Source organism: Limimaricola soesokkakensis, assembly GCF_900172345.1.
Taxonomy (GTDB): domain Bacteria; phylum Pseudomonadota; class Alphaproteobacteria; order Rhodobacterales; family Rhodobacteraceae; genus Limimaricola; species Limimaricola soesokkakensis.
This window is the reverse complement of the sequence record NZ_FWFY01000002.1, coordinates 375,965-395,297: the sequence shown is the minus strand read 5'-3', so window position 1 is coordinate 395,297 and position 19,333 is coordinate 375,965. Positions and strand designations below refer to the sequence as shown.

Here is a 19,333-nt window from a genome sequence, read left to right as displayed (position 1 = left end):
CCGATCGGGCCTCGCGCCGCTAGCTCACTCGGCAGCGACGCTGGCGCTGGCGGATTGGTCGAGATACTCCACGATCGCCGAGGCGCTGTCACGCCCGTCGCGGATCGCCCAGACGACGAGCGAAGCCCCGCGCACGATGTCGCCCACGGCGAAGACGCCGTCGAGCGAGGTGGCGCCGGTGCCGAACTCGGCCCGCACCGTGCCCCAGCGGGTCACCTCCAGTCCCTCGACGCCCCAGAGCTGCGGCAGGTCCTCGGGCTCGAAGCCCAGCGCCTTGACCACCAGATCGGCCTCTTCGAGGTAATCCGCGCCCTCGATCTTCTCGGGCATGCGGCGGCCCGTGGCATCCGGCGTGCCAAGGCGCATCCTGTGGACATGCACACCCTTGACCCCGTCAGGGCCGCACTCGAAGCCCTTGGGAGCCGAGAGCCAGACCAGCTCGACGCCCTCCTCCTCGGCGTTGGCCACCTCGCGCTGGCTGCCCGGCATGTTGGCCCGGTCGCGGCGATAGAGGCACTTCACGCTGGTCGCGCCCTGACGGATCGCGGTGCGCACGCAGTCCATCGCGGTGTCACCGCCGCCGATCACGACGACTTTCTTGCCCTCGGCGTTCAACTCGCCGCTGTCGTATTCCGGCACCTCGTCGCCAAAGTTCTTGCGGTTCGAGGCGGTGAGGTAGTCGATGGCGCGGACCACGCCGCCATGGTCGCTGTCGGGCAGGTCGCGCGACTTGTAGACGCCGGTGGCGATCAGCACCGCGTCGTGCTTGCCACGGATCGCGTCGAAGGAGATGTCCTCGCCGACCTTGCAGTTCAGCACGAACTCGACGCCCGATTCCTCGAACTGCTTGGTGCGACGGTCCACGACCTCCTTCTCGAGCTTGAAGCCCGGAATGCCGTAGGTCATCAGCCCGCCGACGCGGTCGTAGCGGTCATAGACGGTGACCTGCACGCCGGCACGGCGCAAATAGTCGGCCGCTGCCAGACCACCCGGCCCGGCGCCGATGATGCCGACGCTCTCGGAGCGCTCGCGAGCGGGGCGGATCGGCTGGACCCAGCCCTCCTCCCAGGCGGTGTCGGTGATGTACTTCTCGACCGAGCCGATGGTGACGGTGCCGTGCCCCGACTGCTCGATCACGCAGTTGCCTTCGCAGAGCCGGTCCTGGGGGCAGATGCGGCCACAGATCTCGGGGAAGGTGTTGGTCGCCTGGGAGACCTCATAGGCCTCCTGCAGACGGCCTTCGGCGGTCAGGCGCAGCCAGTCGGGGATGTTGTTGTGCAGCGGGCAATGCGTCTGGCAGTAGGGCACGCCGCACTGGCTGCAGCGGCTCGACTGCTCGGCCGCCTTGTCGCGGGCGAACTCGGCATAGATCTCGTGGAAGTCCTCGCGCCGCGCGGCCGCCAGACGCTTCTCCGGCATGTCACGCGGCACGGACACGAATTTCAGCATCTTGTTTTCGGCCATGGCTGGTCTCCCTCTGGCTGGGCGTGCCGAGGGGATAGCCAATGCTTGACCACATGAAAAGTCAGCATTGCTGACCTAGTTAGCGGTTTTCGCGCCAATCGGATCGAAATCTTCGGTCCGATTGGCGATTTTAGGTCACAACAAATGACCTATCGCCTCAGCCGGCTATAAAAATGCCCAGCAACGCCCCCGCCCCGATCACGATTCGCCACCAGCCGAACAGCGCGTAGCCATGCCGCGACACGTAGCCCAGCAGCCATTTCACCACGACCACGGCGGTGACGAAGGCCACGACGAAACCGATCGCGATCTCGTTGAGCGCGCCCCAGTCGAGCACGTCGCGATTCTGGAACAGGTCATAGGCCACGGCCCCGGCCATGGTCGGCATCGACAGGAAAAACGAGAACTCGGCCGCCGCGCGCTTGCCCACGCCCATCGACAGCCCGCCGACGATGGTCGCGCCCGAGCGCGATACGCCCGGCACCATCGCCAGCACCTGGAAGAAGCCGATCGCCAGCGCCGTGCGGACCGGCAGCCGCATCGCGTCCTCGTGGCGCGGCTCCGGTGCCATGCGGTCCGCGAAGAGCAGCACCACCCCGCCCAGCACTAGCATCACCGCGATCAGGGCCGGCGTCTCGAACAGCACCGTCTTGATCAGGTCATGCGCCAGCACGCCGATCACCGCCGCCGGCAGGAAGGCGATCAGCACCGCCCAGACGAAGCGCCGCGCCGCCGGGTCCGCGGGCGCCGCCCGCAGCACGCCCCAGAGCTGCCCGAAATAGACGGTGAGTAGCGCCAGCACCGCGCCGAGCTGGATCACCACCTCGAAGGTGCGCCCGGCGCTCTCGAATCCCAGGAAATGCCCCGCCAGCAGCAGATGCCCGGTCGAGGACACCGGGATGAACTCCGTCAGCCCCTCCAGAAGGCCCAGGAGGAGTGGCAGGAGAATCGTATCTCCGGTCATGGCGATGTCCGTCCGTTCAGTGGTTGCGCAGGTTGCGCGCCGATTCCTTGATGGCCAGATACTGCCCCGAGGGGCGGAATCGCCACAGGTAGTCCGGCAGCACGGCCTCCATCGCGATCGGCGACAGGCCCAGATCGGCGAAAGTTTTGGCGCCCGGGCTCACGACATTGTCGCGGCGCAGATTGGCGACCTGATCGGCGGTGATCGGCGCCCGCACCAGCCCGAGGCTCAGCGTCTGCATCAGCCCTCCGACGCTTGCCATGATCCGGCCCACGCCGAAGGGCAGCGACAGCACGAGGCGACGGCGGCGGATGTAGTGCAGCATCTGCACGATCAGCTCGCGGAAGGTATGCACGTCCGGCCCGCCCAGCTCGTAGATCCCCGGCGCGGCGCGACCCTCGATCGCCAGCGCCGCGGCATGGGCCACGTCGTCGACATGCACCGGCTGAAACCGGGTGCCGGCCCCGACCACCGGGATCACCGGCGAAATTTGCGCCATCGAGGCGAAGCGGTTGAAGAACTCGTCCTCGGCGCCGAACAGGATCGAGGGGCGCAGGATCACCGCCTGCGGCATGTGCCGCAGCACACCCTGCTCGCCCGCGGCCTTGCTGCGCGCGTATTCGCTCGGGCTGTCGGCATCGGCGCCGATCGCCGAGACATGCACCATCCGCGCCACGCCCAGCTCCGCGGCGAGACGGGCGATCCGCTCGGGGCCCTCCTGCTGCACCGCCTTGAAGGTGTTGCGGCCCTTTTCGGCCAGCACGCCTACGCAGTTGACCACCGCCTGTGCGCCGGTCATCGCCGCGCGCACGCTGTCGTCGTCGCGGATGTTGCAGAACACCGGCTCGACCTGGCCCACCACGCCGTAGGTGCGCACGAAAAGCGCTTCCTCGGGGCGGCGGCAGGCCACGCGGACGCGCCAGCCCTGCTGCGCCAGCCGGCGCGTGATATAGCGCCCGAGGAAGCCCGATCCGCCGTAGATGGTCACAAGTCCGGTCATCGGCCCCGCCCTGATAAGGTGAATTGACGCCTCGCGGTTTACCCGCCGGGGCGGGCGCGGACAAGCGCCGATCCGGGCGGCTCTCCCTGTCACCGGCATCGCCGTCGCCGCATGCCCGACAAGCGGCGCATCCCGAGCGACGGCCCGCTTCCGCCGCGACAACCGAAATTCCCGCGAATTGCCCGTTGACACCCCCTGCGGCATTCCGTAGATCGCCCCTCACACGACCTGCCCAGGTGGTGGAATTGGTAGACGCGCTGGCTTCAGGTGCCAGTGTCCGAAAGGACGTGGAGGTTCGAGTCCTCTCCTGGGCACCATCCCTCCTCGTATTGAGAAACGCGAGGGATCATGGCGAACTATCTCTACCAGAACGATATTCCCGACGATCTCGACCTCGGCTCCGTCGTGGCGATCGATTGCGAGACCATGGGTCTGAACCCGATGCGCGACCGGCTCTGCCTGGTGCAGATGTCGGGCGGCGACGGCCATTGCCACATGATCCAGGTCCATCCCGGCCAGTCCGAAGCCCCCAATCTCGTGCGGCTGCTCGAAGACCCCGACATCCTCAAGCTGTTCCATTTCGGCCGGTTCGACATCGCCGCGATGCAGCACGCCTTCGGCGCCACCGCATCCCCGGTCTACTGCACCAAGATTGCCTCGAAGCTGGTGCGCACCTTCACCGACCGGCATGGGCTGAAGCAGCTGCTGCAGGAGCTGGTCGGCGTCGACATCTCCAAGCAGCAGCAGCAATCCGACTGGGGCGCCGAGGAGCTGAGCCCGGCGCAACTCGACTACGCCGCCTCGGACGTGCTGTACCTGCATCGGCTGAAGGAGGCGCTCGACGCCAAGCTGGCGCGCGAAGGGCGCAGCGAACTGGCGCAGGCCTGCTTCGACTTCCTGCCTACCCGCGCCAGGCTCGACCTCGCGGGCTGGCCCGACACCGACATCTTCTCGCACTGACATGACCGAGGACACCCAGCGCCCCGACGATCTGGAAGTCGCGCGGCAGGTGATCGCCGACGAGGCGGCGGGCCTCGCCGCACTGGCACGCGGGCTCGACGGCGGCTTCGGCGCGGCGCTCGAAGCGATCCGCGCGGCCCCCGGACGGGTCATCGTCTCGGGCATGGGCAAGTCGGGCCACGTCGCGCGCAAGATCGCCGCCACCCTCGCCTCGACCGGCACCCCCGCTTCCTTCGTGCATCCCGCCGAGGCCAGCCACGGCGATCTCGGCATGATCACCCGCGGCGACGTGGTGCTGGTGCTGTCGAATTCCGGCGAGACCCCCGAGTTGGCCGATCTCGTGGCGCATACCCGCCGCTTCGGCATCCCGCTGATCGGCGTCGCGGCACGGCCCGAGAGCACGCTGATGACCCAGGCCGACATCGCCATCGTCCTGCCCGCCTTGCCCGAGGCCTGCGGCATCGGCGTGGTGCCCACCACGTCCACCACGATGACGCTGGCGCTGGGCGACGCGCTGGCGATCGCGCTGATGCGCGGCCGCGGCTTCACCGCCGCCGATTTCCGCGCCTTCCATCCGGGCGGCAAGCTCGGGGCGCGGCTGGCGCGGGTGCGCGACCTGATGCACGGGGCCAGGGAACTGCCGCTGGTCGATCGCGACACGCCGATGGCCGACACGCTCCTGGCGATCACCGGCGCCGGGTTCGGCGTGGTCGGCGTCACCGATCCGGAAGGCGGTCTTTGCGGCATCGTCACCGATGGCGATCTGCGGCGTCACATGGCCGGGCTGCTCGATCATGTGGCCCATGAGGTGATGACGCCGGCGCCGCGCACCATCCGACCCGACGCGCTGGCGGCCGAAGCGCTGGCGCAGATGAACGAGCGCAAGATTACCTGCCTCTTCGTGGTGGACGAGTACGACGCGGCGCGCAGGCCCTTGGGCATCCTGCACATCCATGATTGCTTGCGCGCCGGCGTCGCCTGAATGCACGCCCGCGACAACGCCTATTCGCGATTCATCGGCTGGGCCAAGGTGGCGCTGCCGCTGATCGGGCTGATCCTGCTCTCGACGCTGTTCCTGATCGCCCGGGGCCCCTCCGGGCCAAGCGAGATCCCCTTCGCCGAGATCGAGGCGATCGCCGCGGAACAGCGCGTCAGCGCGCCGCGATTCGCCGGCCGCACCGAAAGCGGCGCCTCGATCGCGATCGCCGCCGATACGGTGCGACCGCGCGAGGCCGGCGAGGGAATCTTCGCGGTCGAGGCGCCGCGCGGCACCATCGAAGGCCCCGGCGATACCCGGATCGAGCTGAGCGCCGCGCGTGGCGAGATCGAGACCGGCCGCAATCTGTTGCGCCTCGACGGGCCGGTATCGGTCACCAGCAGCAACGGCTACAGCGTCGAGACCCCGACGCTCGAAGCCGATCTGGGCACCGGCGGGCTGGTCTCGACCGGGGAGATCAGCGTGACCGCGCCCTATGGTACGCTCAGCGCCGCCGCGATGCGCACCACCCTGCCTGAGGGCGGCGCGCCGCGCATGGTGTTCTCCGGCGGGGTTCGGCTGCTATATGATCCAGCGAACCAGGGAGAGCGCCGATGACCCGCATGATGACCGCCATGCTGACGATCCTGCTGATGCTGCCGGGCCTCGCCGCCGCGCAGACGCAGATGGCGCTGGGCGGGCTCGCCGCCGATCCCGACGCGCCGGTCGAGATCACCGCCGAGCGACTCAGCGTCGATCAGGCCACGGGCCGCGCCACCTTTGAGGGCGAGGTGCTGATCGGCCAGGGCGAGATGAAGATCTCCGCCGCCACGGTCGAGGTGGTCTATGACGACGCCACGGGCGAGATTTCGCGGTTGGAGGCCGAGGGCGGCGTCACCTTCGTCACCCCGACCGAGGCCGCAGAGGCCGACCGCGCGGTCTATGACATCGCCGGCGGCAACCTCACCCTCACCGGCGACGTGCTGCTGACGCAGGCGCGCACCGCGCTGTCGTCGCAAAGCATGGTGATCGACCTTGCCGCCGGCACGGCGCAGCTCGAAGGTCAGGTGCGCACCGTGATCGAGCCCGCGCAGTGACGCCGCCCGAGCTTGACGTGACACCGGGCCAAGGCGGGCTGCGGGTCGCCGGGCTGCGCAAGAGCTACCGCAAGCGCCCGGTGATCCGTGACGTGTCGCTGCATCTCGACCGCGGCGAGGTGGTGGCGCTCTTGGGCCCCAACGGCTCGGGCAAGACCACCTGCTTCTATTCGATCGCGGGCCTCGTGACGCCCGAGGGCGGCCAGGTGACGATCGACGGGCGCGACGCGACTTTGCTGCCGATGTACCGCCGCGCCCGGCTCGGAATCGGCTATCTGCCGCAGGAGATGTCGGTCTTCCGCGGCCTCAACGTCGAGGACAACATCCTCGCGGTACTGGAGATCGCCGAGCCTGACCGCACCTCGCGGCGCGAGCGGCTCGAGGAGCTCCTGTCGGATTTCTCGATCGGCCATTTGCGCCGCGCGCCCGCGCTGGCGCTGTCGGGCGGCGAACGACGTCGCGTCGAGATCGCGCGCTGCCTTGCCGCGAATCCGCGCTACGTGCTGCTCGACGAGCCCTTCGCGGGCGTCGACCCGATCGCGGTGGGCGACATCCGCGACCTCGTGGCGGCGCTCAAGACCCGGGGCCTCGGCGTGCTGATCACCGACCACAATGTCCGCGAGACGCTGGGCATCGTCGATCGTGCCTACATCCTGCATGACGGCCGCGTTCTGATGTCGGGCACCACCGACGAGGTGGTGCGCGACGAAAATGTACGTCGCGTCTATCTCGGCCAAGGCTTCCGCATCGGCTGAACGGCGAAGTTGACAAGCGGGGCCGCGATCGGGCGAGATGGGACTCGATGACGCAGGCCAGACACCCTTGTCCACAGCTTCAGACGGCTCCGACGCAACGGGCCGCACGGCGCGCGGACAGCGCGGGCCCTGCCCATCCTCACCCCTTGCCGGCCCCTGAGCGACGCGAGCCCGAGGCTCGCTTCGCGGAGCCGTGCCCCCAAAGGAGACGTCCATGCGCTACCAGATCACCGGCAAGCAGATCGAGATCGGCGAGTCGCTGCAGATACATGTGCAGACCGAACTGGGCGCGACCGTCGGCAAATATGCCGGTCGCCCGACCGATGCCAACGTGGTGTTCTCGCGCTCCGGCCATGAGCATGTCTGCGAAGCCGTGGTGCATCTGTCCACCGGGCTGAACGCCCAGGCCACCGGCCGCGCCACCGAGATCTACGCCGCTTTCGAAGCCTGCTGCGAGAAAATGGACAAGCAGCTCAGGCGCTACAAGCGCCGCCTGAAGGACCACCACAAGGCGCGCCCGAACCCGGTTGAACAATCCCTCGCGGGCTCCTATATCCTCGCCGCGTCAGGAGACAATGAAGAGACCGAGCAGGACGGCCTGGCACCGATGATCGTCGCGGAGATGGAATCGAAGATTCCCGAGCTCTCGGTCGGTGAAGCGGTGATGCAGCTTGAGCTGGCGGATGCGCCGGTGCTGGTGTTCCGAAACGAGAAGCATAGCGGGATCAACGTGGTCTATCGCCGCGAGGACGGCAATTTCGGCTGGATCGACCCGCGCAACATCGGCTAGGAGGGCGCTAGATCCTGGCTCTCCGAGCCCGCCTCGCAGACAGGGGATTCCCTATGCAGATTTCCGAGATCCTACCCTCCGAGGGCGTGAAGATGCTGGCCTCCACCAGCTCCAAGAAGCGCCTATTCCAGGATCTCGGGGACCTCGCCGAGAGCTGCTACGACCTGCCCTCGGGCCGCGTGGTCGAGGCGCTGCTCGAGCGCGAAGGCCTCGGCCCGACCGGCGTCGGCCATGGTGTGGCGCTGCCGCATGCCCGGCTCGAAGGGCTCGAGCGGGTGCGCGGCCTGTTCATCCGGCTGGAAAAGCCCCTCGAATTCGATTCGATCGACCGCCAGCCGGTGGACCTCGTCTTCTGCCTGCTGGCGCCGGATGGCAGCGGCGTCGAGCATCTGAAAGCGCTGGCGCTGGTCTCGCGCACGCTGCGCGACGCCGCCACCTGCCAGAAGCTGCGCGCCAATGCCGAGATCGGCACGTTGCATGCGATCCTCACCGAGGGCCCGGCAATACAGGCCGCCTGACCCTCCGGGGCCCTCAGCCGCGCAGCGGCTGCCAATCTCCGAACCCGAAGCGATCGTAATCGCGCGCATAGACCGTGCGAATCGCCCGCTCGACCTCGGCATCGTAGATCGCCACGAGCGCGGCCTCCTGCGGGTCCGGCGCGGGCCGCCACGGCGGCGCTTCGCGCCCGAGCTGCGCGGCGATCCATGACAGGTCGCGCGCCAACTCCGCCTCGCGCAGCACCGCATCCGGGCTTTCGACCGAGGCCGCGCCCTGCAACAGCGCACTCTGGCTGGCCCATGCCGCATCGACGCGGATCGCGGTCTGGCCGCCGAGATTGGCCTTCAGGAAGCCCGCGAATTGCAAGAAGGCCGCGCGGTGCCGCGCCGGATCGAGATCGGGCCCGTTCGCAGCCGCATCGATCGGCAGCCCATGGCGGTGACGCAGCGTTTTGCGGATCTCGCTATAAGAGCCGGGGCCCGTGGACAGGATCCGGTCGCAAAAGGCGGCATGGGCCCGCGCCACCGGGTGGCGCAGCACCGCGAAGCTGCGATGCCCGGGATGGGCGCGGCGCCAGTCGCGCAGCGTCTTTTGCGTGAACCCCTCGCGCACCGGCGCGCCATCGAGCGCTTCGAGCCAATGCCGAAGCGCCGTCTCGGGCCCCGATGTCAGCGGCAGGCACAACAGACCCGTGGTCGCGGCGGCGATGTAGCCCGGCACCATCGCGCCGCGCCGCGGCTCGAAATTCGGCGTGCGGTGCAGGTCGAACCTGTCGATCCGCGCCAGCGCCGCCTGCATCTCCTCGACATTCTCGACCTTGTCCGTGATCGGGCCGGGGTTCTGCTTCTTGAGCCCTCGGTCGAGAGTTTCGAGCCGCCCCGTCACCCCGAGCCAGGCCGCGAGGCCGTTCAGGACATCGACATCCTGCAGATCCGCGTAATCGACGTAGAAGGCGGTCTGTCCGCGCCGTTGCAGCGCCCCCATGATCCGGATCTGCGTCTCCTGCAGCCGCTGCAGATGCGCCTCGAATCCTTCCGGCTCGAAACGGATGCGCGCGGCACGGGCATGGCGCGCATCGGTAAGCTTCCACTGCCCGGTGGCGGCGGCGATGCGATGGCTGACATAGGAATCGAGCGGGTTACGGGTCAGCACGATCTTGGCAATGCGCGGCTCGTCCATGATCGGGGCGAAGAGCCTCGGATCGTGATCGCCGAAATAGCGAAACCCGTTGAGGCCGGGCGCCGCCCGCAGCCGCGCCAAGAGCGCGGTGGGATCCGCGTCGCGCGCGGTGCGATCAAACCCGAGGATCGGCGCGTCTTGCGGGCTGCCGATGAAATGCGGGTTGAACGCCTCGCCATGGCAGCGCACGCCGTCGAGCGCGTTCAAATTGGCTTCGAGGAAATTCGAGCCGGTGCGCATCTCAGCGAGCACCACGAAGCTGTCGAATTCAGGCATGGGGTCTCACAAGGTAGGGCCGCGGCGCAGGTCGGCGCGGTGCCGGCGGCTCGATCGGAATGTCGCCGGTCAAATAGGGATGCATACCGAGATTGCGCATCTCCTGCAGGAAACGTCCCAACCCGTCGAGCGGCACCATGGCGGGCGGTGCGGGCGGCGGCCCTGCTCGGCCCGGCGCGATGTCCGACAGCATCAGCGCCAGCGCCTCGGCCGGCGCCTCAAGGAATTCCGCCAGCGTCCAGACGCGAATCCGCGCCTTGGCCTGGGGCGAGCGCAGCGCCGCGAGGTGATCGGCCTCGACCTGCTGCAGCCGTGCCGCCAGATCGCAAAGCCGCGCCGCCGGTCGGCCCGAGCGGAACAGCGGCACCGCCCAGGCTCCCGAGATCACGCCGATCCTCGCATTGGGATCCTTGGCGATGTCCCAACTCACCCGCTGGCTGTCGCGCGGGCCGAACTGGAATACCTGCCGCGCGCCTCGCCCGTTCCAGATCAGGTTAGTGAGAAAGCGCGGCCCTTGGTGGTCGCGCAGCGCCGCGCTGTCCGACATGGCCCCGCGCCAGACCGTCGCTCCATCCGCGAACTCGACCCGCTCCGGCGCGAAGATATGGCCATGCACCGTGGCGCCGCTGGCGCGGGCGAACCACTCCGTGAAGCCGTCTTGTAGCTCGGCGAAGCCTTCGAGCACGCCATAGGGCGCGGCGGTGAAGCCGTTCTCCCAGCCCGGATTCGGCAGACGGCTCTGCATGTAGAGGCCCGACCGGCCGCGCACCCGCCGCTCGGTCGCCTCGGCAAAGACCCGGTCGATGCGCGCGGGCGAAGGCGCAGCTTCATCTGCCGGATGGCCGCCTGTCGCCATCTCGTCGTAGATTGCCTGCGCCCGCGGCCAGATCTTGCGCGCCACGAAACAACCCGAGCGGCGCAGCAACGGTAAATGATCATCGTAAAACAGGTGTGGCTTGCCCTGAAAATCAAACTTGCACATCGTCAGCGATCGGCTTTCGATATGCGTCGACCAGCGCCGCGCGAGGCTCTGGAAATAGCTCTCGTCGGGAATCCAGACCCGGCGGAAATAGCGGTCGATCTCCGGGCGCTGCGGATCCGACAGGATCGCGCGAAGCGTCGCCGCCGACAGGCACCACCATTGCGAGCCCATATACGGCTCGAACCCTGCGGGCAGGCTGCGCCGCACCCCGAGCCGGCGCTGCAGCGCCACGTAACGGTCGAACAGCCAGCGCCGTCGCTTCCAAGAAAACGGGAAGCGCAGCGTGAAGCGCTCCTCGGACAGGCCACCAACGGTCCAGGGAACCTGCGTGACCCGGGCGCTCTCGATGAAATCGGTGCGGGGCCGCGCCGCGAGATAGGCGTCGAGCTCCGCCACCGGGCGCAGTGGCACGCAGGAGCCAGAAGCCAGATAAACGTGTCCCAGGCCCGGAAATCGCTCCAGCAGCAGTTCCGCCCCGGACTGGGTCGCCGCGACGATGCCCCAGCCGCCCCATTCGCAGCGGTGGCGCGCGCAAAAAAGGACTCGGTCGGACAGATCCTCGAGATCCTCGCGAAACCGTTCGAACCGAGCGCGACGCACGGCACGGTCGACATGCACCACCACCGGGCAGCCCGCGCTTGCCCAGTGCCGGATCACCTGGGCCGCGCGGTCCAGTGCGTTGTGCACGAGGATGACGACCCCGAAGCTCATGTCCAGTTGCCCCGCGACATCAGCCCCAGCACCTCGAGTTGACGCCAGTTGATGTATCTTTCGCTCCATCGGCACCACAGCTCGGGCTCCGCCTCAAGCGCGGCGGCATAGGCCTTGTATTCGGCGCTTGCGGCGTAATGTTGGCGGCGCCGCAGCTCCTCGCGGGCCTTGTCGGAAAAGCCGTCGAGAAACTTGGTATGGAGCAGCATGCCGCAGGTCTTCTCGCCCCCCCACTCGTCGAAGACGAGGTTGAGCCCGCGCGGCAGCAGCATGTGGGTCGAGCTGACATAGGCGAAGCGGCGGTCCCACTTCACCAGCGGGATCTTGTTGAGCGCGGGCGCGCGTTCGGGGTCGTCCGCGAAGAAGCTGCGCGCCCGCGGCCCGCCCTGGATCCAGAGATTGCCGTAGGTCGCGTTGCGCGACAGGCTGTAATTGCCGGGATCGAACCAGCAGGCGATGTCGAGCGGATCATCCCCGCGCTCGTATGCCTGCGCGCCGATCGGCCCCTTTGGGTAAAGGTCGAGCAGCATCGCCCCGAAGCTGCGGATCGACGACGCGTCGAGCCAGTCGGTCAGCGCCTTGAGCGGCCGCGTATCGCAAAACGGATAGACCAGCAGCTCGTCGGGATCGACGGTTAGGCACCAGTGGCCGTGGCCATGGCGGCGCGCCAGCCAGTTGAGCCAATCGACCCCGAAGCGCGCGCGCTTGTAGCTCGCCTCCGTGCGCCACAGCGACACGTCCTCCTGCGCCGCGAGATATTCGGCGCCGCCATCCGTGCTGCCATTATCGACCACCAGGAAATGGCCCACCCCGAGCCGCCGGTAGTAGTCGAAGAAATGCGGCAGCCGCGCGTTCTCGTTGCGGAGGGTGGTCAGCACGAGGATGTCGGCGGGGCGGATCTTATCGGTGCGGTCGGCCACTACCGACAGCTCGCGCCGCTTGCGCAGCGCGCGCAGTCGCCAGCGCTTGCGCTGCAATCTCAACCGATATGCCTGCCAGGCCTTCACGCGCCTGCCCCTCCTCGCGATCCGCGTCTCACAGCCCGTCCAGGGCGCGGGCGACATGAGCCTCCCAGCTGGGCGGGGCGAGACGAGGCGGGGTTTCGGAGATCGCGGCCTGCGCCCGGACCGCCCGTTCCCACCGGTAGCGATCGGTCGGGTCGCAGTAAACGGCGCGGTCCCCGAGCAATTCGCGGCAGATGGCAAGATCGCCACAGATCACCGGGCAGCCCAGGGCCAGCGCCTCGAGCGGCGGCAGCCCGTAGCCCTCGGCCAGCGAGGGAAAGAGCAGCGCCCGCGCCCGTTCCAGAAGCGCCGCGATCGCCGGGTCCGACAGGCCCGGAAGCTCGGTCACGCCGGCCACGCCCCGGTCGAGCCGGGCAAAGACGTCGGCATTGTTCCAGCCGCGCGCCCCGCAGATCAGCAACCGTGGCGCCTGCGGACCCAGCCGCTCCCAGACGTCGAGCAGCAGCGCGTGATTCTTGCGCGGCTCGATGGTGCCCAGCACCACCATGAAAGGCGCTTCCAGATCGAGCCCCGGCGGCAGGGTCGTGGGATCGGGCCGGGCCGACGTGACGCCCAGCGGCGCCACGACGATCTCGGGCAGGCAGCCGCGCCGGGCCAGATGCGCCGTCACCGGCGCGGCCGTGGTCCGGGCGGTGACGATGACCCGGTCGGCATGGCGCGCCACCACATCGAGCTTCGCGGCAAAGCCTTCCGCTATGCCGGGGCGCGCGGCCCAAGGCAGATCGAGCGGTATCGTATCGTGCAGCAGAACCGCGATCCGCGCGCCCGCACCCCGCATCGCCCGCATCACCCGGTCGTCGAGATCGGCATGGCCGGTGTTGAGATAGAGCGCACCTGGCGGCAGATGATGGCGCAGCATCCGTTCGAGCCCGGGCCGCGTGCTGCGAGCGATGGCATGGCGACGAACATGGCCCTGCGCCGCGCGCCGGGGTGGATCCAGCCTGCGAAACAGCGATGCCACGCGGCCCGCCGCGCCCCATTCATCGGTATCCGACGCGGCGGCAAAGCGCGCCAGCCCGGCGCGATCAAGAAGTAGAAAACCGATCGGCGAGCGCAGCAGTCCGAAGACCGGCCGCGCCTCGGCGAGGCAGGCATCGAGCCAGGCCCGCTCGACCCGGTCGACGCCTGTCCTCGTCCGCCCGGCGCGGCTCGCGAGCCGCGTCAGGTCGAGAACCAGCGCCCTGGGCGCGCCCATGTGGCCGGGTATCCGCCTACGTCGCGATTACTGCGCGGCGTTGCGCAGACCCATGACCTCGTTGAGATACTGGCCGAACTCGTCGCGCAACTCCTCGCGGGCGAGGCCGAAGGCCACAGTCGCCTGCAGGAAGCCTGCCTTCGAGCCGCAATCGTAGCGCTCGCCTGCGAAACGGTAGCCATAGACGCCGCGCGGCCCGTCGATTTCCTTGGCGATGGCGTCGGTCAGCTGAATCTCGCCGCCTGCACCCTTTTCGCCGGAATCGAGGTGGTGCATCACCTCGGGCGACAGGATGTAGCGGCCGATCACCGCGAGGTTCGAAGGCGCGTCAGCGGGCTTGGGCTTTTCGACCATGCCGCGCACCTTCATCGCATTGCTCTCACCCGGCTCGACGTCGAGCACGCCGTAGGAGGATGTGCGCTCGTTCGGCACCTCCATCGCGGCGACCATGCAGCCGCCGGTCTCGCGGTGCGCCTCGACCATCTGCTGCAGGCAGGGCTTGTCGGCCGCGATCACGTCGTCGGGCAGAATCACCGCGAAGGGCGCGTCGCCGATCAGGTGGCGGGCGCACCACACGGCATGGCCGAGGCCCAGCGCCTGGTGCTGGCGGATATAGGCGATGGCGCCCGACGGCATGTAGGTCGATTTCAGCACGTCGAGCAGCTGCTGCTTGCCATCCTCGGCGAGACGCGCTTCCAGTTCGGGGGAATGGTCGAAGTAGTCCTCGAGCGCCGATTTTCCACGCGCGGTAACGAAGATGAACTCCTCGATCCCGGCGGCGCGGGCCTCGTCGATCGCGTATTGGATCAACGGCTTGTCGACGAGGGTCATGATTTCCTTGGGCACCGATTTGGTGGCCGGAAGGAAACGTGTTCCAAGTCCTGCAACGGGGAAGACGGCCTTGGTCACGCGTTGTGTCATCTGTCTAAGTCCTTTGGGTCGCCACTCCGAAAAAAGCGGAGGCGTAGAAAACGAAATCACGATGTGCTGTCACATCTGTCTATCACAGAACACGCGATTACAATGGCGGTTTCATCGCATCAGACCGCACCACCGGCGGCGGGGTCGCGCAGCGCTCTCTGGCGCGCTTCCTCGAAGGCCGCACGCTCGGCGAAACGCCAGTAGCGGAAGGCCGGGTCGCCCGGCAGCGACGGCCCGAACAGCCCGCCCGACTGGACCCAGACGCCGCGCGGATCGAAGCGCAGCCGGTGGCGTCGGGCATCGGGCCACAGCACCAGCAGGGTCACCACGTGGCCGCGCGCCGCGAGCATCGCGGCCTCGGCCATCTGCGCCCGCGCGGTGAAGGGCCGGGCCGACAGCCAGACGCTGGGCATATCGGGCATGTCGTCATGCAGGGGCGCGAAGGGCGGCGGCGGCTCGTCGAGCGGCGACAGCCGCTTCAACTCCCGCAGGCGTCCCTCGGAGACGCCGGCATCGAAGCCCGCCATCAGCGGCCCGACATCGCTTGGGGCGATCCGGCCCCATTGCATGTGGTGCAAGAGCCTGCGCCGCTGCGCCGCCCGCTCGGCCTCGATCCGGGCATTGCCGTCGAGCCGGGCGCCGTGGCGCCGCAGGAACACCGCCAGGCTGGCGCCGATCTCGGAAAGGTCCCGCGGCACCCTGTCATGGCGGCGGCGCGGGCTCTCGAGATAGCCGTGATGCACCTGCGCCCCCGGCACCACGGCGGTGCGCGCGCCCAGCGCCGCGAGGCGCAGATTCAGGTCGGTCTCGTCGAGATAGAATCGATAGGCCGGATCGAAGCCACCCATCGCGGCGAGCACCGAGCGGCGCAGCGCCATGTTGGTGCCCTCGGTCTTGATGCCGCGCCCAAGCCGGCCGCGCAGCACCATGGTCTCGTCCCTTTCCATGACAAGGTCGCGGCAGCTGCCATCGGCGAAGGCCGCCCGCGCCCGCCATTGCCAGCCCAGATGGCCGGGGCCGCGCACGAACCCGCCCGCCGCCGCCACCGTCTCGTCCGCGAATGGCGAGGTGAGCGCGGCGAGCCAGCCCGGCTCGGGCAGCGCATCATCGTCGAGAAAAGCCACCACCTCGCCCGCCGCCGCCTCGATGCCGATGTTGCGCGCGAGGCTGATATTGGCCTCGTCGCAACGTCGCACCCGGATGCGGTCGCCCCATGGCGCCAGCGTGGCCTCGCCCTCGGCATCGGTGACGACGATCACCTCATAGGCGGGGTGACGGTTCTGCGCCAAGGCGGTGAGGCACAGCCGCAGCGCCGATGCACGGCCGCGGCTGGCGATGACGACGCTGACGCGCCCCGGCGTCACGCCACCCGCATCTCGGCGAGCATCGCCTCGATCCGCGGCACGTCCTGCGGGTTGTTCAGCTCCCAGAACTGCCGTCCCCGCGCCTCGACCTCGACGCAGAGGATCGGCACCCGACGCTCGAGAAAGCGCAGCTGCTCCAGCCCCTCGAGCGTCTCCAGCGGCCCCTGCGGCCAGCGGCCATAGGCGGCGAGCGCCGAGGGGCGGTAGGCATAGACGCCGACATGGTGGAACACCGGCGTCGCCTCGTCGGCGGCGTAATCGTCGCGGCCCGTGTAGGGGATGACTTCCTTGGAGAAGTAGAGCGCGGTGTTGTCGGCACCGAAGACCGCGGTGGTGCCGCCGACCCGGCCGGCGCGGCGATCCTCGCGGAATCCCTGCAGCGCCGCCGCATCGGCACGCAGCACCGGCGTGGCCACCTCGGCCACCGGGTGGTCGCGCAGATCCTCGATCAGCCGCTCCACGAACCAGGGCGGCGTCAACGGCGCGTCGCCTTGGAGGTTCACGACGATCTCGAAGCCACCGCCCAGCACATCGAACGCCTCGGCGCAGCGCTCGGTGCCGTTGCGGCAGGATTCCGAGGTCATCACCACCTCGGCGCCGAATCCCTCCGCATGGTCGCGGATCCGTTCGTCATCGGTGGCGACGACGATACGCGGGTCGCCAGACACCTGCCGCGCCGCCTCCCAGGAGCGGCGGACGAGGCTGCGCGCCTCGCCGGTGGCGCCCCTGAGTTCGACCAGCGGCTTGCCGGGATAGCGGGTCGAGGCATAGCGCGCGGGGATGACGATCAGGACGGACATCAGGGTTTCGCCAGCTCCACGCCCGGCGCATGGGCGATGAAGAACGGGTTCTCGAAGCCCGGCTTGCCATAGCCCAGCGGGGTGTGATCGTCGAAGCGGACCACGCGGCCGCCCGCGCCCGCCAGCACTGCGTGACCGGCCGCCGTGTCCCATTCCATGGTGCGGCCGAGCCGCGGGTAGAGATCGGCCTCGCCGGTCGCCACGAGGCAGAACTTGAGCGAGGACCCCGCGCTCTTCATGTCCGCGACCTCGTACCTGCCGATATAGTCGTCGGTGGCGGCGTCGCGGTGACTTTTGGAGGCGACGACGCGCAGCGCGGCCTCGGGCACCGACACCGAGATCGGCGTCGTGGCGCCCGCGGTCCGGGCGTCGAAGGGGCCCTGTTCCTCGACCGAGACGCCGGAGGCATCGGTGTAGAACAGGCGCTGCTTGGCGGGGGCGTAGACGACGCCACGGGTGGGCTGGCCGTCCTCGACCAGGGCGATGTTGACGGTGAAATCGCCGCGGCGCTGCACGAATTCCTTGGTGCCGTCGAGCGGATCGACGATCAGGAAGGTCGAGACGGACTGACCGTGGCTGTCGGCCTGCTCCTCGGTGACCAAGGGCAGGTCGGGAAAGGCCTCGCGCAGACCGGCCGAGATCAGCGCGTCGGCGGCCTCGTCGGCGGCGGTGACGGGGCTGTCGTCGCCCTTGGCGCGGACGTCGAAATCGGGGCCGTCATAGATCTCCATGATCTTCTCGCCCGCTTCGATGGCCAGGGTGCGCATTACCTGCGTCAGCCGTTCGAAATCCATGCAATCGTCCCTTTCAACAATGTGGTGCCCCGAAATCGTCATCCGCTTCGTGCAAAGTTGATAGGCGGAGCGATATCCTTATGATGTCCTGCCTGAGGATCGGCAAGAAATTCGTCGCCGGCCCGCCGGCCGCCAAGCGAGGTCAGATGTTCGAAAGCGAGCGCCCCCGTGGCACCGGCAGACGCGCCGCCGGACTGGCCGAGCTGATCTATCATTCCACGGTGCGCGAGGTGCGCCGGAGCCACCGCAACGCATTGGCCGGGCTGTTGTTGAACATCGCGCAGGCGGTGATCTTCGTGCTCGCCTTCTACCTGATGTTCACCCTGATCGGCGCGCGCGGCGCCGGGCTCAGGGGCGATTTCCTGCTCTACCTGATGTCGGGGATTTTCCTGTTCCTGACCCATACCAAGGCGGTGACGGCGGTGGTCAAGGCGGACGGCCCGGCCTCGTCGATGATGAAGCACGCACCGCTCAACACCGCCGTGACCATCTCGGCGGCGGCCTTGGGCGCGCTCTACATCCAGCTGCTGTCACTTCTTGTGATCCTGTTCTTCTACCACGTGCTGGTAACGCCGGTGGAGATCGACGACCCCGTCGGCGCGATGGGCATGCTGCTGGTTGCGTGGTTCTCTGGCGTCGGCGTCGGAATGATCTTCATGGCGATCAAGCCTTGGCTGCCGGAATTCACCCAGATTGGCGTCTCGGTCTATGCGCGCACCAATATGATCGCCTCGGGCAAGATGTTTGTCGCCAACACGCTGCCCGGCTACCTGCTGCCGGTATTCGACTGGAACCCGCTGTTCCACGCGATCGATCAGGCCCGCGGCCATATCTTTCTCAACTACACGCCGCATTTCACCTCGGCCCTCTACCCTCTCTGGGTCGGGCTGGCGCTGGTGGCGATCGGCATGATGGCCGAGTTCTTCACCCGCAAGCGCGCCTCCGCGAGCTGGAGCGCCGGGCGATGAGGTGGCTCGCGCTGCTCGTGTTCCTCTGGGCCGCGCCCGTCTCTGCCACGGTCGATGCCTGGCCGGCGCTGTTCGACGTGGCGGGGGTGGCGGCGGATGACGCGCTCAACATCCGCTCGGGCCCCGGCACCAGCCACGAGGTGATCGGCAGGCTCGCCCATGACGCGCGCGGCGTCGAGGTGATCGAGATGTCCCGCGACGGGCGCTGGGGCCGGGTCAATGCCGGCGAGGGCACCGGCTGGGTGTCGCTGGCCTTCCTCGACCGTCGCCCCGGACAATGGGACGGGGCGATACCGCCCCTCGCCGCCTGCTTCGGGACCGAACCGTTCTGGCGTCTCGAGACCGGTGCGACATGGCGCATGGAAACGCCCGAGGGGGCGCTCTTCGATGCGCCCGCCCCCGATCTCCTGGGCAGCGCCGCCCATCGCGGCCGCTTCGCCGGGGCGGTGACGGCGGGCGGGGCGATCTGGACCCTGTCGGTGCTGAACCAGCAATGCGCCGACGGCATGTCCTCGCGCCGCTACGGCTTCGAGGCGATGCTGATCGGCACGGCACCCGAGACCAGCCTCCGCACCGGCTGCTGTTCGCTCGCCCCCTGAGCCTTTCGCGCCAAA

At 68.6% G+C, this 19,333-nt stretch carries 20 protein-coding genes and 1 tRNA gene; 10 read left to right on the top strand and 11 right to left on the bottom strand.

Going from position 1 to position 19,333, the window contains the following annotated elements; genetic code table 11:
* Window positions 1-24: 24 nt before the first annotated feature.
* From LOS8367_RS04655 to LOS8367_RS04645, 3 genes are all read right to left on the bottom strand, one after another.
* Window positions 25-1,464: an NAD(P)-dependent oxidoreductase gene (locus tag LOS8367_RS04655; RefSeq protein ID WP_085895308.1), complete on the bottom strand. Its 1,440-nt coding sequence runs from the start codon at window positions 1,462-1,464 to the stop codon at window positions 25-27.
* Between the two features lie 157 nt (window positions 1,465-1,621).
* Window positions 1,622-2,428 carry an undecaprenyl-diphosphate phosphatase gene (locus tag LOS8367_RS04650; RefSeq protein WP_085895307.1) on the bottom strand — a complete coding sequence of 269 codons (807 nt, stop codon included), beginning with the start codon at window positions 2,426-2,428 and terminating at the stop codon, window positions 1,622-1,624.
* A gap of 16 nt (window positions 2,429-2,444) precedes the next feature.
* Window positions 2,445-3,428 carry a complex I NDUFA9 subunit family protein gene (locus tag LOS8367_RS04645; protein ID WP_085895306.1) on the bottom strand — a complete coding sequence of 328 codons (984 nt, stop codon included), beginning with the start codon at window positions 3,426-3,428 and terminating at the stop codon, window positions 2,445-2,447.
* 230 nt (window positions 3,429-3,658) lie between these two features.
* Here LOS8367_RS04645 and LOS8367_RS04640 point away from each other — a divergent pair.
* From LOS8367_RS04640 to LOS8367_RS04605, 8 genes are all read left to right on the top strand, one after another.
* Window positions 3,659-3,745, top strand: a tRNA-Leu gene (locus LOS8367_RS04640).
* 31 nt (window positions 3,746-3,776) lie between these two features.
* A complete protein-coding gene (locus LOS8367_RS04635; RefSeq protein WP_085895305.1) occupies window positions 3,777-4,388 on the top strand; it encodes a ribonuclease D in 612 nt (203 codons plus the stop codon).
* 1 nt (window position 4,389) lies between these two features.
* Complete coding sequence (locus LOS8367_RS04630) at window positions 4,390-5,370, top strand: KpsF/GutQ family sugar-phosphate isomerase (protein ID WP_085895304.1); 981 nt, start codon at window positions 4,390-4,392, stop codon at window positions 5,368-5,370.
* Window positions 5,371-5,982, top strand: coding sequence for an LPS export ABC transporter periplasmic protein LptC (gene lptC, locus LOS8367_RS04625; RefSeq protein ID WP_085895303.1), 612 nt, complete (start codon window positions 5,371-5,373; stop codon window positions 5,980-5,982). It begins immediately after the preceding gene.
* Window positions 5,979-6,461 (top strand): LptA/OstA family protein, encoded by a 483-nt coding sequence (locus LOS8367_RS04620; RefSeq protein ID WP_085895302.1) that lies wholly within the window; start codon window positions 5,979-5,981, stop codon window positions 6,459-6,461. The genes lptC and LOS8367_RS04620 overlap by 4 nt, the downstream gene beginning before the upstream one ends.
* Window positions 6,458-7,216 (top strand): LPS export ABC transporter ATP-binding protein, encoded by a 759-nt coding sequence (gene lptB, locus LOS8367_RS04615; protein ID WP_085895301.1) that lies wholly within the window; start codon window positions 6,458-6,460, stop codon window positions 7,214-7,216. The genes LOS8367_RS04620 and lptB overlap by 4 nt, the downstream gene beginning before the upstream one ends.
* 214 nt (window positions 7,217-7,430) lie before the next feature.
* Window positions 7,431-8,006, top strand: a complete 576-nt coding sequence (hpf, locus tag LOS8367_RS04610; protein ID WP_085895300.1) for a ribosome hibernation-promoting factor, HPF/YfiA family — start codon at window positions 7,431-7,433, stop codon at window positions 8,004-8,006.
* A gap of 53 nt (window positions 8,007-8,059) precedes the next feature.
* Window positions 8,060-8,524 carry a PTS sugar transporter subunit IIA gene (locus tag LOS8367_RS04605; protein WP_085895299.1) on the top strand — a complete coding sequence of 155 codons (465 nt, stop codon included), beginning with the start codon at window positions 8,060-8,062 and terminating at the stop codon, window positions 8,522-8,524.
* A gap of 13 nt (window positions 8,525-8,537) precedes the next feature.
* On the opposite strand, the gene LOS8367_RS04600 is transcribed toward LOS8367_RS04605, so the two are convergent.
* The 8 genes from LOS8367_RS04600 to cysQ all read right to left on the bottom strand — a co-directional run bounded on the left by LOS8367_RS04600 (window position 8,538) and on the right by cysQ (window position 17,751).
* Window positions 8,538-9,959: a nodulation protein NodH gene (locus LOS8367_RS04600; RefSeq protein ID WP_085895297.1), complete on the bottom strand. Its 1,422-nt coding sequence runs from the start codon at window positions 9,957-9,959 to the stop codon at window positions 8,538-8,540.
* Complete coding sequence (locus LOS8367_RS04595) at window positions 9,952-11,652, bottom strand: DUF5927 domain-containing protein (protein WP_085895295.1); 1,701 nt, start codon at window positions 11,650-11,652, stop codon at window positions 9,952-9,954. Before LOS8367_RS04595 ends, LOS8367_RS04600 begins: the two co-directional genes overlap by 8 nt.
* A complete protein-coding gene (locus tag LOS8367_RS04590; RefSeq protein WP_085895293.1) occupies window positions 11,649-12,659 on the bottom strand; it encodes a glycosyltransferase family 2 protein in 1,011 nt (336 codons plus the stop codon). Before LOS8367_RS04590 ends, LOS8367_RS04595 begins: the two co-directional genes overlap by 4 nt.
* Before the next feature lie 28 nt (window positions 12,660-12,687).
* Entirely contained in the window at window positions 12,688-13,872 is a 1,185-nt protein-coding gene (locus LOS8367_RS04585; protein ID WP_085895291.1) for a glycosyltransferase, read from the bottom strand.
* A 27-nt stretch (window positions 13,873-13,899) separates the two neighbouring features.
* Entirely contained in the window at window positions 13,900-14,793 is an 894-nt protein-coding gene (gene galU / locus LOS8367_RS04580; protein ID WP_085895289.1) for a UTP--glucose-1-phosphate uridylyltransferase GalU, read from the bottom strand.
* Between the two features lie 119 nt (window positions 14,794-14,912).
* The gene (locus LOS8367_RS04575; protein WP_085895287.1) at window positions 14,913-16,157 is read right to left on the bottom strand and encodes a glycosyltransferase family 2 protein; all 1,245 of its coding nucleotides are present in this window, start codon (window positions 16,155-16,157) and stop codon (window positions 14,913-14,915) included.
* Window positions 16,154-16,957, bottom strand: a complete 804-nt coding sequence (locus LOS8367_RS04570; protein WP_085895285.1) for a 3-deoxy-manno-octulosonate cytidylyltransferase — start codon at window positions 16,955-16,957, stop codon at window positions 16,154-16,156. Before LOS8367_RS04570 ends, LOS8367_RS04575 begins: the two co-directional genes overlap by 4 nt.
* Window positions 16,957-17,751, bottom strand: a complete 795-nt coding sequence (cysQ, locus tag LOS8367_RS04565; protein ID WP_085895283.1) for a 3'(2'),5'-bisphosphate nucleotidase CysQ — start codon at window positions 17,749-17,751, stop codon at window positions 16,957-16,959. The genes LOS8367_RS04570 and cysQ overlap by 1 nt, the downstream gene beginning before the upstream one ends.
* Window positions 17,752-17,897: 146 nt before the next feature.
* Here cysQ and LOS8367_RS04560 point away from each other — a divergent pair, with 146 nt between their 5' ends.
* Window positions 17,898-18,719, top strand: coding sequence for an ABC transporter permease (locus LOS8367_RS04560; RefSeq protein WP_085895469.1), 822 nt, complete (start codon window positions 17,898-17,900; stop codon window positions 18,717-18,719).
* A complete protein-coding gene (locus tag LOS8367_RS04555; RefSeq protein ID WP_085895281.1) occupies window positions 18,716-19,318 on the top strand; it encodes an SH3 domain-containing protein in 603 nt (200 codons plus the stop codon). The genes LOS8367_RS04560 and LOS8367_RS04555 overlap by 4 nt, the downstream gene beginning before the upstream one ends.
* Window positions 19,319-19,333: the final 15 nt, after the last annotated feature.

Bases quoted from the DNA above. Each gene is read 5' to 3' on its own strand.
- LOS8367_RS04655 (WP_085895308.1), bottom strand. From the start codon at position 1,464: ATGGCCGAAAACAAGATGCTGAAATTCGTGTCCGTGCCGCGTGACATG.
- LOS8367_RS04585 (WP_085895291.1), bottom strand. From the start codon at position 13,872: ATGGGCGCGCCCAGGGCGCTGGTTCTCGACCTGACGCGGCTCGCGAGC.
- LOS8367_RS04555 (WP_085895281.1), top strand. From the start codon at position 18,716: ATGAGGTGGCTCGCGCTGCTCGTGTTCCTCTGGGCCGCGCCCGTCTCT.
- LOS8367_RS04635 (WP_085895305.1), top strand. From the start codon at position 3,777: ATGGCGAACTATCTCTACCAGAACGATATTCCCGACGATCTCGACCTC.
- LOS8367_RS04560 (WP_085895469.1), top strand. From the start codon at position 17,898: ATGTTCGAAAGCGAGCGCCCCCGTGGCACCGGCAGACGCGCCGCCGGA.
- LOS8367_RS04645 (WP_085895306.1), bottom strand. From the start codon at position 3,428: ATGACCGGACTTGTGACCATCTACGGCGGATCGGGCTTCCTCGGGCGC.
- galU (WP_085895289.1), bottom strand. From the start codon at position 14,793: ATGACACAACGCGTGACCAAGGCCGTCTTCCCCGTTGCAGGACTTGGA.
- LOS8367_RS04570 (WP_085895285.1), bottom strand. From the start codon at position 16,957: ATGTCCGTCCTGATCGTCATCCCCGCGCGCTATGCCTCGACCCGCTAT.
- hpf (WP_085895300.1), top strand. From the start codon at position 7,431: ATGCGCTACCAGATCACCGGCAAGCAGATCGAGATCGGCGAGTCGCTG.
- LOS8367_RS04630 (WP_085895304.1), top strand. From the start codon at position 4,390: ATGACCGAGGACACCCAGCGCCCCGACGATCTGGAAGTCGCGCGGCAG.
- LOS8367_RS04620 (WP_085895302.1), top strand. From the start codon at position 5,979: ATGACCCGCATGATGACCGCCATGCTGACGATCCTGCTGATGCTGCCG.
- cysQ (WP_085895283.1), bottom strand. From the start codon at position 17,751: ATGGATTTCGAACGGCTGACGCAGGTAATGCGCACCCTGGCCATCGAA.
- LOS8367_RS04650 (WP_085895307.1), bottom strand. From the start codon at position 2,428: ATGACCGGAGATACGATTCTCCTGCCACTCCTCCTGGGCCTTCTGGAG.
- LOS8367_RS04605 (WP_085895299.1), top strand. From the start codon at position 8,060: ATGCAGATTTCCGAGATCCTACCCTCCGAGGGCGTGAAGATGCTGGCC.
- LOS8367_RS04600 (WP_085895297.1), bottom strand. From the start codon at position 9,959: ATGCCTGAATTCGACAGCTTCGTGGTGCTCGCTGAGATGCGCACCGGC.
- lptC (WP_085895303.1), top strand. From the start codon at position 5,371: ATGCACGCCCGCGACAACGCCTATTCGCGATTCATCGGCTGGGCCAAG.
- LOS8367_RS04595 (WP_085895295.1), bottom strand. From the start codon at position 11,652: ATGAGCTTCGGGGTCGTCATCCTCGTGCACAACGCACTGGACCGCGCG.